This is a genomic window from Bacillus sp. JZ109 (assembly GCF_053903135.1).
In genome coordinates this window covers 3,638,980-3,651,927 of record NZ_CP096388.1, presented here as the reverse complement: position 1 = coordinate 3,651,927, position 12,948 = coordinate 3,638,980, and the positions used below count along the sequence as shown (strand labels likewise).

At 46.6% G+C, this 12,948-nt stretch carries 15 protein-coding genes; 7 read left to right on the top strand and 8 right to left on the bottom strand.

Going from position 1 to position 12,948, the window contains the following annotated elements:
- Positions 1 to 18: 18 nt before the first annotated feature.
- Together srfAD and M1D94_RS19270 are read left to right on the top strand one after the other, a co-directional pair.
- Positions 19 to 747, top strand: a complete 729-nt coding sequence (gene srfAD, locus M1D94_RS19275; protein WP_003234568.1) for a surfactin biosynthesis thioesterase SrfAD — start codon at positions 19 to 21, stop codon at positions 745 to 747.
- Between the two features lie 101 nt (positions 748 to 848).
- Complete coding sequence (locus tag M1D94_RS19270) at positions 849 to 2,075, top strand: MFS transporter (protein ID WP_282627565.1); 1,227 nt, start codon at positions 849 to 851, stop codon at positions 2,073 to 2,075.
- Between the two features lie 14 nt (positions 2,076 to 2,089).
- On the opposite strand, the gene M1D94_RS19265 is transcribed toward M1D94_RS19270, so the two are convergent.
- Positions 2,090 to 2,647, bottom strand: a complete 558-nt coding sequence (locus M1D94_RS19265) for a YcxB family protein (protein WP_282627564.1) — start codon at positions 2,645 to 2,647, stop codon at positions 2,090 to 2,092.
- Between the two features lie 53 nt (positions 2,648 to 2,700).
- Entirely contained in the window at positions 2,701 to 3,639 is a 939-nt protein-coding gene (locus M1D94_RS19260; RefSeq protein ID WP_424935133.1) for a DMT family transporter, read from the bottom strand.
- 123 nt (positions 3,640 to 3,762) lie between these two features.
- On the opposite strand from M1D94_RS19260, the gene M1D94_RS19255 reads away from it, so the two are divergent.
- Complete coding sequence (locus M1D94_RS19255) at positions 3,763 to 5,097, top strand: aminotransferase-like domain-containing protein (RefSeq protein ID WP_161621343.1); 1,335 nt, start codon at positions 3,763 to 3,765, stop codon at positions 5,095 to 5,097.
- On the opposite strand, the gene M1D94_RS19250 is transcribed toward M1D94_RS19255, so the two are convergent.
- The 6 genes from M1D94_RS19250 to bsdA form a co-directional block, all read right to left on the bottom strand.
- Positions 5,092 to 5,766: a 4'-phosphopantetheinyl transferase gene (locus tag M1D94_RS19250; protein ID WP_032726545.1), complete on the bottom strand. Its 675-nt coding sequence runs from the start codon at positions 5,764 to 5,766 to the stop codon at positions 5,092 to 5,094. The genes M1D94_RS19255 and M1D94_RS19250 overlap by 6 nt on opposite strands.
- Positions 5,767 to 5,870: 104 nt before the next feature.
- Positions 5,871 to 6,518, bottom strand: a complete 648-nt coding sequence (locus tag M1D94_RS19245; RefSeq protein ID WP_014475783.1) for a YczE/YyaS/YitT family protein — start codon at positions 6,516 to 6,518, stop codon at positions 5,871 to 5,873.
- Between the two features lie 320 nt (positions 6,519 to 6,838).
- A complete protein-coding gene (gene tcyC, locus M1D94_RS19240; protein WP_003234543.1) occupies positions 6,839 to 7,582 on the bottom strand; it encodes a cystine ABC transporter ATP-binding protein TcyC in 744 nt (247 codons plus the stop codon).
- Positions 7,583 to 7,595: 13 nt separating this feature from the next.
- Positions 7,596 to 8,300 carry a cystine ABC transporter permease TcyB gene (gene tcyB / locus M1D94_RS19235; protein ID WP_003234541.1) on the bottom strand — a complete coding sequence of 235 codons (705 nt, stop codon included), beginning with the start codon at positions 8,298 to 8,300 and terminating at the stop codon, positions 7,596 to 7,598.
- Positions 8,287 to 9,093, bottom strand: a complete 807-nt coding sequence (gene tcyA, locus M1D94_RS19230) for a cystine ABC transporter substrate-binding lipoprotein TcyA (protein WP_032726543.1) — start codon at positions 9,091 to 9,093, stop codon at positions 8,287 to 8,289. Before tcyA ends, tcyB begins: the two co-directional genes overlap by 14 nt.
- Before the next feature lie 115 nt (positions 9,094 to 9,208).
- Positions 9,209 to 10,081, bottom strand: coding sequence for a transcriptional regulator BsdA (gene bsdA / locus M1D94_RS19225; RefSeq protein WP_003234533.1), 873 nt, complete (start codon positions 10,079 to 10,081; stop codon positions 9,209 to 9,211).
- A gap of 89 nt (positions 10,082 to 10,170) precedes the next feature.
- Here bsdA and M1D94_RS19220 point away from each other — a divergent pair, with 89 nt between their 5' ends.
- From M1D94_RS19220 to M1D94_RS19205, 4 genes are read left to right on the top strand one after another with little or no spacing between them, the layout of a single operon-like run.
- Positions 10,171 to 10,785, top strand: a complete 615-nt coding sequence (locus M1D94_RS19220) for a non-oxidative hydroxyarylic acid decarboxylases subunit B (RefSeq protein ID WP_014478815.1) — start codon at positions 10,171 to 10,173, stop codon at positions 10,783 to 10,785.
- A gap of 2 nt (positions 10,786 to 10,787) precedes the next feature.
- Positions 10,788 to 12,209: a phenolic acid decarboxylase BsdC gene (bsdC, locus tag M1D94_RS19215; protein WP_003234529.1), complete on the top strand. Its 1,422-nt coding sequence runs from the start codon at positions 10,788 to 10,790 to the stop codon at positions 12,207 to 12,209.
- A 16-nt stretch (positions 12,210 to 12,225) separates the two neighbouring features.
- On the top strand, positions 12,226 to 12,453 hold the full coding sequence (gene bsdD, locus M1D94_RS19210) for a phenolic acid decarboxylase subunit BsdD (protein WP_049141356.1): 228 nt from the start codon (positions 12,226 to 12,228) through the stop codon (positions 12,451 to 12,453).
- Positions 12,450 to 12,914, top strand: coding sequence for a pyridoxamine 5'-phosphate oxidase family protein (locus M1D94_RS19205; RefSeq protein WP_128737504.1), 465 nt, complete (start codon positions 12,450 to 12,452; stop codon positions 12,912 to 12,914). The genes bsdD and M1D94_RS19205 overlap by 4 nt, the downstream gene beginning before the upstream one ends.
- The last annotated feature ends 34 nt before the right edge of the window (positions 12,915 to 12,948 follow it).

Sequence of the window (12,948 nt, the reverse complement as noted above, 5' to 3'; positions counted from 1 at the left end):
GAAAGGAGGAGACAGCCAATGAGCCAACTCTTCAAATCATTTGATGCGTCGGAAAAAACACAGCTCATCTGTTTTCCGTTTGCCGGCGGCTACTCGGCGTCGTTTCGCCCTCTCCATGCTTTTTTGCAGGGGGAGTGCGAGATGCTCGCTGCCGAGCCGCCGGGACACGGCACGAATCAAACGTCAGCTATTGAGGATCTTGAAGAGCTGACGGATTTGTACAAGCAAGAACTGAACCTTCGCCCTGATCGGCCGTTTGTGCTGTTCGGACACAGTATGGGCGGAATGATCACCTTCAGGCTGGCGCAAAAGCTTGAGCGTGAAGGCATCTTTCCGCAGGCGGTTATCATTTCTGCAATCCAGCCGCCTCATATTCAGCGGAAGAAAGTGTCCCACCTGCCTGATGATCAGTTTCTCGATCATATTATCCAATTAGGCGGAATGCCCGCAGAGCTTGTTGAAAATAAGGAGGTCATGTCCTTTTTCCTGCCTTCTTTCCGATCAGATTACCGGGCTCTTGAACAATTTGAGCTTTACGATCTGGCCCAGATCCAGTCGCCTGTTCATGTCTTTAACGGGCTTGATGATAAAAAGTGCATACGAGATGCGGAAGGGTGGAAGAAGTGGGCAAAAGACATCACATTCCATCAATTTGACGGCGGGCACATGTTCCTGCTGTCACAAACGGAAGAAGTCGCAGAACGGATTTTTGCGATCTTGAATCAGCATCCGATTATTCAACCGTGATCAAAAGCGGACAGCTTCGGCTGTTCCGCTTTTTTTTATGTTGAATGCCAATTTTTGCATGGTATAATAGTCGAAATACTCAAATAAAGGAAGGTCGAAACATGCGCACGTCTCCCAGGATGAAATGGTTTGTATTGCTGTTTACGTTTGTTTTCGCCATCGGAATGAACTCATTCAGAAATTCCTTTCAATTTTTTATGCTGCCAATGGCAGATGCCTTCCATGCCGACAGGTCGCTGATTTCGGTTTCTGTCAGCATTTTTATGATCACAACCGGCATCGTCCAGTTTTTTGTCGGTTTTTTTATTGACCGTTTCAGTGTCAGAAAAATTATGGCGCTTGGAGCTGTCTGCATCAGCGCAAGCTTTTTGGTGCTTCCTTATTCACCGAATGTTCATGTGTTTTCCGCCATTTACGGTGTGCTTGGCGGAATCGGCTATTCCTGCGCGGTCGGCGTGACGACCCAGTATTTCATCAGCCGTTGGTTTGACATACACAAAGGTCTGGCGCTTGCTATTTTGACCAATGCCAACTCTGCGGGCCTGCTGCTTCTCTCGCCCATTTGGGCTGCGGCTCCGTATCATGCCGGCTGGCAGAGCACCTATACGATTTTGGGAATCGTCATGGCGGCTGTTCTGCTGCCGCTCCTCGTCTTTGGGATGAAGCACCCGCCACATGCGCAAGCGGAGTCTGTGAAAAAATCTTATGATTGGCGGGGGTTTTGGTACGTGATGAAGCAATCCCGCCTCATTCATATCCTGTACTTCGGCGTGTTTACTTGCGGATTTACAATGGGAATTATTGATGCTCACCTCGTCCCGATACTGAAGGATGCGCATGTCTCTCATGTCAACGGAATGATGGCCGCGTTCGGGGCATTTATTATCATTGGCGGATTATTGGCGGGCTGGCTGTCAGATCTCCTCGGCAGCAGAAGCGTCATGCTATCCATCTTATTTATCATTCGGCTGCTCAGCCTGATTTGCCTGCTCATTCCCATTCTCGGAATTCATCACAGCGACCTTTGGTACTTCGGGTTTATCCTGTTATTCGGGCTCAGTTACACAGGCGTGATCCCGCTGACCGCGGCGTCAATTTCGGAAAGCTATCAAACAGGATTGATCGGATCGCTGTTAGGCATCAATTTCTTTATCCATCAGGTTGCCGGAGCTCTCAGCGTGTATGCGGGCGGTTTGTTTTTTGACATGACTCATGATTATTTGCTGATTGTCGCTGTGTGCATCGTGTTTGTGGGTTTATCGGCTGTAATAGAGCTGGTGCCGTTTTTAGATAAACAGAAGGCAAAAGAAACTCACCTTTCAATATAAAAGGATCAGCACTGTCAATGCTGGTCCTTTTTAAATTTGAGTTTTTTTGTTCCGGTATTTTTAAGGATAATCTCCTTGAATCTGTTCATTTCCTCTTTGGAATGAAAAAAACGTTTTGGGATCGCAATATATTGGCCACTTGATGTATTGACCCTGAAGATATTTTTATATTCGAAAACAGCTGTGATTACATCCCAATTGAAAATGAGGTCATATTTTTTAGAACATATACGAATTCCTTCTTGGTTCAGAGTATATGTTCTTTTAGATTTCATCCGTTCGTTCTTCTTGTATGCTCTGGAAAACTTCACATATAGAAGAAGGAGGAGCAGCAGTGTAAACAGAACTGACATCACGATAATCAACATACTGTTCATCAACAAGTTAAGCGCGTCACTGCCATAAACGATACGGGGCCATCCATTAATGAAGTTAACTGCAGCAAATATGGCGCAAAACAACAGAAAGTAAAAGCATGATATTTTTGCGATTTGATAAAAAAAGATTTCTCTTACATCCTTAAAAGCGATTTCTCCTGGAAGATTGATACTTTCACTAGCATATTGAATCATACAGTAAATCTACACCTCTAACCATGTTTTTCCTTTCAGTCTAGCATAATTTCTCATTTTTTTGCAGGCATACCAGGGCGCTTTGTTTTTTTCTCCAGATTGATATTGCTCCCCACCACGCCAATCATAATACAAACAGCCCCGGCAAGATGATACCAGGCCAGGCTTTCGTTGAGAATCACAACTCCTGCAATCATCGTCACAATGGTAGATACATGATTAAAAGCACTCATTTTAAACGCCTCAATTCGCGACAGCGTATAGTTAGACAGAAATGAAGTGACAAGTGAAGACAGCACGCCCAAATACACAATGGCGAGAACGAAGCCGGGCTCCCGGAACGGCAGAAAATAAGTGCCGACTGTTCCCGCCACTCCGTGACGCACAAGGGCGATGGCGTTGAAGACGACAAAGCCGATGGCTGACATGATGTAGGTGAGCTCGGTCAGCTTGAACCGCTGCGTCATTTTTCTGGCAGCAGTATTGTACATCGCTGAAGACAAAGCAGACAATAGGATCAGCAAAGACCCTTTTAAGCTGGCTGATTCCACGTCAACGCCTTTCATCACAAAAATAAACATGACGCCGGCAACGGATAAAACCGTGAACCCCTTTTGCGTCCACGTTGGGCGTTCCTTTAAAACATAAGCGGCAAAGACCATCGTGAAAATCGGAATGGCTGCCTGAATAATTCCCGCTTCAGAGGAGGACGAGTACACAAGGCCGAATGCCTGAAAGCTGAAAAATAACGCGGGATACAGCAGGGCGAGCGGCAAAATGGCAATGACGTCCTTTATGCGGATTGATAGCTTTACCCAGCCGAATAAGATCGGTATAGTGGCCGCAGCAAACGCAATGGTGAACCGATGCGCCAAAATATCAAACGGCTCTGCTGTTTGCAGTGCGATTTTTACGAATAGAAAGGATAAACCGATAATGAACGAATATAAAATAGCCGCTATATAAGCGGGGGCTTGCTGATGTTTAACCATAATGGGAAGGGCTCCTTTACCTGAATTGCAGCGCCGGTCGCTCCCTTTATTGTATGGCCGCGGTCAGAACGGTACAATGAGAAAAACAATGAACTGTACCGGTACAAAACAGGGGGAGAAGGCATGGAGAAATATATGAGTCTAGTAACGAGGATAGAGGAGATGATGCAAAGCACCGCCTATCAAGAAGGAGACAGGCTTCCATCTATCCGTCAGCTGTCCGCCCGCTACCAAGTCAGCAAAAGCACAGTGATCCGCGCGCTGCAGGAGCTGGAAAAGCGCCACCTTATCTATTCTGTTCCGAAAAGCGGCTATTATATTGTGAAAAAGACAGGGAAATCAAAAAGCGGGCAACCTGGCCCCATCGACTTTGCCACATCTGCGCCGGATCCAGATGTGTTTCCGTATCTTGATTTTCAGCACTGTATCAACAAAGCGATTGATACATACAAAAACGATTTGTTTATTTATGGGACGCCAAAGGGGCTTCCATCACTCATCCGCGTACTCCGAAAGCTCTTGGCCACTCAACAGGTATTTGCGGATGAACGGCATATTTTTATTACATCAGGTGTCCAGCAGGCGTTATCCTTGCTTTGTGCCATGCCGTTCCCAAATGGGAAAGAGAAGATCGCCATTGAACAGCCGGGCTACCATTTGATGGTCGAACAGCTTGAGACGGTCGGGATTCCCGCCATCGGGGTGAAACGAACGGAAGAAGGGCTTGATATAGCCGAGGTTGAGCGGTTATTTCAAACAGAATCGATTAAATTTTTTTATACGATGCCGCGCTTCCATAACCCGCTTGGCTGCTCATTGTCAGAGCGTGATAAACAGGAGCTTGTGAGACTGGCAGAAGCGTATGATGTCTATCTCGTTGAGGATGATTACCTCGGTGATCTGGAGGAAAATAAAAAGGCAGATCCGCTGTACGCATATGATCTGTCCTCACATGTCATCTATTTGAAAAGCTTCTCGAAAATGATGTTCCCCGGCCTCCGCGTGGGGGCGGCTGTTTTGCCCGAAGCGCTGACTGACACGTTCTATGCGTACAAAAAACTGAACGACATCGACTGTTCGATGATTTCTCAAGCGGCATTGGAGATTTACCTGAAAAGCGGTATGTATGGCAGGCATAAGGAGAAAATCAGAGATTCTTATAAAGAGCGGTCGCTGAGGCTACATCAAGCCATTCGAACTCACAGGCAGCTGGGAAGCGGACGCTTTACGTTCTCCAGCGGGCAGGCACCCTGTATGCACACCCATCTGGTGCTTCCTCAGGATCTGCCCGCCTCAAGAGTGATTCATAGACTGAAAAAACAAGGGGTTCTCCTTGAGGCGATAGACCGTCATTATTTATCAGATTATCCGAAAGAAAATCTATTAAAAATCAATATTTCCAATGTGAAAACGGAAGATATTGAGCGCGGTGTCAAGCTGTTGATGAGCCATTTATAAAAGCTCTTCGTACGAGACCATTGTGATATCCTCAGGGAAATCAGGGTGTGCGGCGCATACAGCCATTTTGTAGCCGGGATCGACCTCATACGTTTTGATATAGCATGGGGAATGGCTGTCCGGAAGCTCAATGGATACTTGTCCGTCCTGATGCAGGCGCACTGAAAAGGAATCAAGCGGAAGCGATAAGCCTTTGCCTTCCTGTTTGATAAAACTTTCTTTCATTGACCATAGATGATAAAAATAGTCTGTCTGCTCGTCCTTGTCTTTTGCTAAAAGGTCGCTGTACTCTGTTTTTGAAAAGAAGCGCTTGGCGATCTCAAGGCTGATCGGTTTCGTTTTTTCGATATCTATGCCGATCGGCTGTGAATCAAACGCACCAATGACCCAGCGGCCGGAGTGAGAAATGTTGAAATGAGCGTCGGGAAGATCAGGGATGCACGGCTTCCCGTATTCCTGTGTGCTAAAGCGGATATCGGATTTGTCCAACTGATACTGCCTGCTTATGACTGAGCGAACGAGCACATCTCCCAGCAGGGTGCGGTGAGCATCTTCTTTATGATAAAATCTCCGGCATTTCTCCCGTTTTTCAGGTGATATGAAAGACATGAACCGTTCATTTTCTTCCTGTGAAAGCGGGCGGTCCATATAAATTCCGTAAATCTTCATTCTAGATCCTCCGTCTGCAAAAGATTGTCAAAACCATCCTATCATACTTCCACAAGACTCATATAGAGGAGAAAATAAAAAAACAAAGCCAAGGCGGCTTTGTTTTAGTGTACAGGCGGAGATGCTTTCACAGCGGCGGTCCGCCTTGCCACAGCATAATTCAGCAACTGGATTGACTGGGGCAATGAAAAGCGCAAAATAAGTCCGGTGAGGATGGCGGTCAAAATGGTGCCAAAACCGATCGGCCCGCCCATGCCCCATGCCGCAAACAAAATGGTTATTTCCATGCCGTTCCGCACCCATTGCACATTCCAGCCGGTTTTTTCTGTAATCAGCATCATCAGTGAATCACGCGGCCCCGCGCCAAGGCCTGCTGATACATAAACACCGACGCCGTAACCGATCAGCACCACGCCTAGAGAGAAGACGATGATCGAGCCTGTGTAGGTCGAGGGGGCAGGCAGAATGAAATTGAAAAAATCTATAAATACACCAATGAGCACCATATTCAGGAGGGCACCAATTTTCGGCCAAGCTCTCGTAAACAATGACGTGAATCCGACGATGAGCGCTCCAATAATGATGGACCACTGGCCGACGGTAAGCCCGAAGTGCTGAAACAGGCTGTAATGAAATGCATCCCACGGACTAATGCCGAGTGCTTTTCCTTCTATCGTCAGGGATACACCAAAAGCCAAAATGATCAAACCGGCAAAATAAAATGTCCAGCGCAGAACAAGTTCTTGCTTCACGTGAGGTCCCTTCTTTCGTAAAAATCAGTCGATTGTCATTGTAGCACATCTGACAGAAGGGCGGAATAGGCGAAAGGGGCTCAACAAAAAAACAGGGCCGCCGCAGGCGCCCTGTTTCAGCGTGTTGGCAAACCCTTGCATTCGTTGTCAGGCCTGTGCTTCGGTGCTCACGAATTTAACATTCGCTGTGCTCCAATGCTCGCCCTTCCTAGACTTCAAAGGTTTTCAATCACGCTGAAAATCACAAAATCCTAAAACGAAAATCGTTTTAGGATTTTGTCAATAATCTGAAACAGGGCGCTGGCGCCCTGTTTTTCTTATTACAGCGGGTTCAAAATCCGGTTCAAGAACCGCTGTGTCCGTTCTTCTTTTGGTGCAGAGAAAATTTGCTCCGGCGGTCCTTGCTCCACGATAACGCCGCCGTCGATGAAGATGACTTCATCCGCAACTTCCTGCGCGAACTTGATTTCGTGGGTCACGACGACCATGGTCCAGCCTTCATTGGCCAAGTCCTTGATAACCTTCAGCACCTCTCCGACAAGCTCGGGATCAAGCGCTGAGGTCGGTTCGTCAAACAGCATGAGCTCAGGCTGAATCGCCAGTGCGCGGGCGATGCCGACGCGCTGCTGCTGGCCGCCGGAAAGCTGGAACGGATATAAATCCATTTTGTCCTTCAATCCGACTTTATCAAGAAGCTGAATCGCTTCTTTTCTGACTTCCTCTTTGTTCCGTTTTTGCACCTGAATAGGGCCCTCCATCACGTTTTCGAGGGCTGTGCGGTGCGGGAACAGGTGATACGCCTGAAACACCATTCCGGATTTTCGGCGAAGCTTTAGGATATCCGCCTGTTTCACCTTTTTAGAGAAATCGATGGAGAAATCATCAAATGCAAGCTCTCCGCGATTCGGGATCTCCAGAGCGTTCAGGCAGCGAAGCAGCGTCGTTTTCCCTGAACCTGAAGGCCCAAGTATGGCGATGACTTTTCCTTTTTCAATCTTCATATCTATCTTTTTTAAAATTTCATTTTCACCGAATGATTTGTTTAATCCTTTAACGGTAAGCATACTCGGAACCTCCTTATTTGGCCACGTAGCGGTCAAGACGCCGTTCGATGACATGCTGGACGAGTGAGAGCAGGAAGCAGATAATCCAATAAATAAAGGCTGCTTCAATATAGATCACTAAAATTTGATCAAGATTCCGCGCGCCGATTTCCTGGGCTTTTCTGAACAGCTCAGCGACCAGAATTTGAGAGGCGAGGGATGTATCTTTAATCAGGCTGATAAAGGTATTGGATAATGGCGGGATCGACACACGAAACGCCTGCGGCAAAATGACGCGGAACAGCGTTTTTTGATGTGTCATGCCAATTGTGTAGCCGGCTTCCCATTGCCCTTTCGGCACGGATAAAATAGATGCCCGAATGATTTCAGATGCATAGGCGCCGACGTTTAAAGAAAAGGCGATAACTGCGCTTGGAAATGGATCTAATGTGACGTTAAAGGCCGGGAACAGATAGAAAATGATGAACAATTGAACGAGAAGAGGAGTGCCGCGTATTGCGGATACGTATACGCTGAACACCCATCTCAAAGGTCTCACTTTCGACATTCTGGCAAGCGCCGTAATCAGCGCCAGGATCATTCCGAATATAAAGGAAAGAATCGTAAGGGGAATCGTATAGTAGATTCCCCCTGAAAGTATCGGCCAGAATGACTGCTGCACCAGATCCCACGGGATCGCCGTGCCAAGCGTCAATGCCGGCAGATTATTTAGAAACATCTTCGCCGAACCATTTTTTAGATATTTTAGAAAGAGTCCCGTCCTCTTTCATTTCTTTTAATGCTTTGTTGACTTGATCAACAACCTCGCCGCTTCCTTTACGGAACGTGAAATATGTTGACTGAGGATCACCTGTTTCAAACGCGATTTTCACGTTTTTATTGCCAGATGTTTTTAAGTAGTTCAATACGGCAAGCTTATCGTTGTATGTCATATCGACACGGCCTTGCTGGATCATTTGAAGGGCCTGCGCCATACCTTCAACGCCTTCTACTTTAGCGCCGGCATTTGTAGCTAATTTGTTGTAGTTGCTTGTCAGTGATTGAGCTGACGTTTTTCCTTTTACGTCTTTTTCAGACTTAATATCGTTGTTGTCTTTTTTCGTTACGACAACAGCTCTTGATGTTGTGTATTTATCTGAGAAATCATATTTGTCTTCACGATCTGTTTTTCCGACTTGGTTGGCAACAACGTCAAACCGTTTGGAATTCAGGCCGGCAAACATACTGTCCCACTGTGTTTCCTTAAAGTCGACTTTAAGCCCGAGGCGTTTTGCGACTTCTGTGATAACTTCGACATCATAGCCAGTCAGTTTATCAGTGTCTTTGTCGTGGTAAGTGAACGGCTCATATGTTCCTTCCGTTCCGACTGTGAGCACACCTTTTTTCTTAATTGAAGCCCAAAGATCGCCATCTTTGGCATTATCTTTTGACTGATTGTCATTTCCTGCTCCGCAAGCTGCAAGAGCTGCAATACTTACGACCATGAATAAAGCCAATAATGCTTTTTTCATCTTATTCCCCACTTTTCTGGTTGATTTTATTGAAATAAAAAAATAGCTTACAAATCTAAAGGATAACTTTTTTTTAGTATGAGTCAAGTAATTGGTTTTCATAAGGCAAATTCTTTTAAAATAAATCCAAAAATTGCTGTGCCGGTTTAGGCAAATAACTGTCCGTTCTCCACATGACAGCCGGTGTCATAATGAAGGGATTATTTTCGATATGGACGGTGTGAACGTGATTTCTCATATGAACGGGAATCATTGTGACGGGCAAAATAGACGCACCGAATCCGGATGACACGAGGCTGAGCAAAGTTGCAGAGTCGTGGCATTCACAAACAATGCGCGGCTCCAGATTCAAACGATGAAATTCATTCATGACCTGATTATAGACGCCTTTTCCGTTGACAGGCCGCAGCAGGATCAGCGGAAATGAAGGAATGTCCTCCATCTTAATGGTGTCTCCGCACGGATATCCGGCTTCATCTGAAAGCACGAGCACACATGGAATGTCATCAAGCTGTTTGAATTGTACCGTGTCACTTTTGATCAGTGTTGTCGTGACCGCCGCATCGATTTGCCGGCTTTCCAGCAGTTCCAACAGTGTCGCGGGTTCATTTTCCCAAATATTAAAGGTGAGATGGGGGTATCTCTCTTTGATCTGTGTTACTTTTTCAAGCATCAAAGCCGCGCAATAAATCGTTGATCCCACGGCAAGTGTGCCGGCTACTTCCTCCTTCAGCTCCTGTACCTCAATGACTGCATCTTCAAACCTATGCAGAATCTCTTTTGCTCTTTTTAGAAAAACAGCTCCTTCATATGTAAGAGTCATTTGTTTTTTCTTGTTCCGGTCAAACAGAACAACACCAAGTTCGTCCTCCAGCTGTTTGAGCTGCCTGCTTAAAGGCGGCTGCGCCATGTGAAGCTTTTTGGCTGCGGACGTGATTTTCTGTTCTTGGGCAATGGTAATGAAGTATCGAAGCTGGCGAATGTCCAAAAGAAAGCGCCTCCTTATCATACCTTTTAGGTATTAAATATAGATTTAATAGATATTTTTCATATGGATATATCAGGAGTATGATTGAAATGAAAGCAGAATTCAAGCGTAAAGGAGGGGGCAAAGTGAAACTCGTTGTCGGAATGACAGGGGCAACAGGGGCCATTTTCGGGGTCAGGCTGCTGCAGTGGCTGAAGGCCGCCGGAGTGGAAACCCATCTCGTTGTGTCTCCTTGGGCAAACGTCACGATCAAACACGAAACAGGCTATACCTTACAAGAAGTAGAACAACTGGCCACATACACTTACTCACATAAGGATCAGGCGGCAGCCATTTCAAGCGGGTCGTTTGATACCGATGGAATGATCGTTGCGCCGTGCAGCATGAAATCTCTCGCAAGCATTCGCACCGGAATGGCGGATAATCTGCTGACACGTGCGGCGGATGTCATGCTCAAGGAGAGAAAAAAACTCGTCCTCTTAACGAGAGAGACGCCTTTGAACCAGATTCATCTCGAAAATATGCTAGCGCTTACGAAAATGGGCACCATCATTCTTCCTCCGATGCCGGCATTTTATAATCAGCCGAGCAGCTTAGAGGAAATGGTTGACCATATTGTGTTCAGAACGTTGGACCAATTCGGCATTCGGCTTCCTGAAGCGAAGCGCTGGAATGGGATTGAAAAACAAAAAGGAGGAGCTTGATCATGGCTTATCAAGATTTCAGAGAATTTCTCGCTGCCCTTGAAAAAGAAGGACAGCTGCTTACAGTGAATGAAGAGGTAAAGCCGGAACCGGATTTAGGGGCCGCCGCACGGGCAGCCAGCAATCTTGGCGATAAAAGCCCCGCGCTCTTATTTAACAACATTTACGGCTATCATAACGCACGAATTGCGATGAATGTCATCGGCTCTTGGCCAAACCATGCAATGATGCTGGGCATGCCGAAAGACACACCGGTAAAAGAACAGTTTTTTGAATTCGCAAAGCGTTATGACCAATTTCCGATGCCGGTCAAACGTGAGGAAACAGCGCCATTTCATGAAAATGAAATCACAGAAGATATCAATTTGTTCGATATACTGCCTCTTTTCAGAATAAACCAAGGAGACGGAGGCTACTATCTAGACAAAGCGTGTGTTATTTCCCGTGATCTTGAGGACCCTGACAACTTCGGCAAACAAAATGTCGGCATTTACAGAATGCAAGTCAAAGGAAAAGACCGCCTCGGCATTCAGCCTGTCCCGCAGCACGATATTGCAATCCATCTGCGCCAAGCTGAAGAACGCGGCATCAATCTTCCGGTCACTATTGCGCTCGGCTGTGAGCCGGTCATTACAACGGCGGCATCGACTCCGCTTCTCTATGATCAATCAGAATACGAAATGGCAGGTGCGATTCAAGGCGAACCATATCGCATCGTCAAATCAAAGCTGTCTGATCTTGATGTTCCGTGGGGCGCTGAAGTGGTGCTTGAAGGTGAGATTATTGCCGGAGAGCGCGAATATGAAGGGCCGTTCGGTGAATTCACAGGACATTATTCCGGCGGACGCAGCATGCCGATTATCAAAATTAAACGCGTCTATCACAGAAACAATCCGATCTTTGAACATTTATACTTAGGCATGCCTTGGACAGAATGCGATTACATGATCGGCATTAACACATGCGTGCCGCTTTATCAGCAGTTAAAAGAAGCGTATCCGAACGAAATTGTGGCAGTAAACGCCATGTACACACACGGTTTAATCGCGATTGTTTCCACAAAAACCCGTTATGGCGGATTTGCGAAAGCGGTTGGCATGCGCGCACTCACAACGCCGCACGGACTTGGCTATTGCAAAATGGTCATTGTCGTTGATGAGGATGTCGATCCATTCAACCTTCCGCAGGTCATGTGGGCGCTTTCGACCAAAATGCATCCGAAACACGATGCGGTCATCATTCCGGACTTATCTGTCCTGCCGCTTGATCCGGGATCCAATCCATCAGGAATCACTCACAAAATGATTCTTGACGCCACTACACCGGTTGCGCCGGAAACAAGAGGCCATTATTCACAGCCGCTTGATTCTCCGCTAACAACGAAGGAATGGGAACAAAAACTAATGGACTTAATGAATAAATAAGGAAAGGATGTTCGAAATGCATACATGTCCTCGATGCGACTCAAAAAAGGGAGAAGTCATGAGCAAATCGCCTGTAGAAGGCGCATGGGAAGTTTATCAGTGCCAAACATGCTTTTTTACATGGAGATCCTGTGAACCGGAAAGCATTACAAATCCCGAAAAATACAATCCAGCGTTTAAAATTGATCCAAAGGAAATAGAAACAGCAATTGAAGTTCCGGCGGTGCCGGAACGAAAGGCTTGATCCGCGTGAACTGTATGTCAGACCGTCTCTTTGAGCTGCTTGACGGGAGCTGCCTGAATGAGAAGCAACATGAGGCCTTCGTTCTGCAAACAGTATCAGAGGATGGCTGGCCGCATGCCGCTATGATCAGTGCAGGTGAAATCATCGCGCTGAGCCGAACTGATATCCGAATCGCTCTGTGGAAAAACACAATGACTTCGGCCAACATCCTTCGTACAGGAAAAGCACAGTTCACGGCGTGGTGGAAGGGAGCGGCCTATTATGTAAAGCTTGAATGCGCGCCTTTACCGCCTTTGAAAGATGCTGAATATGATAGAGACCGTTTTTCCTGCCGCATCGTTTCAGTGAAGGAGGACGTTGCGAAATACGCTGATTTGACTTCAGGTGTCCGTATACAGCTTCACAGCGCTGAAGAGGTGCTGAGCAGATGGGAAAAGACCCTGGAAGATTTAAAGCGGTAATATCGATAGCCTGACGCCATGCGTCAGGCTTTTT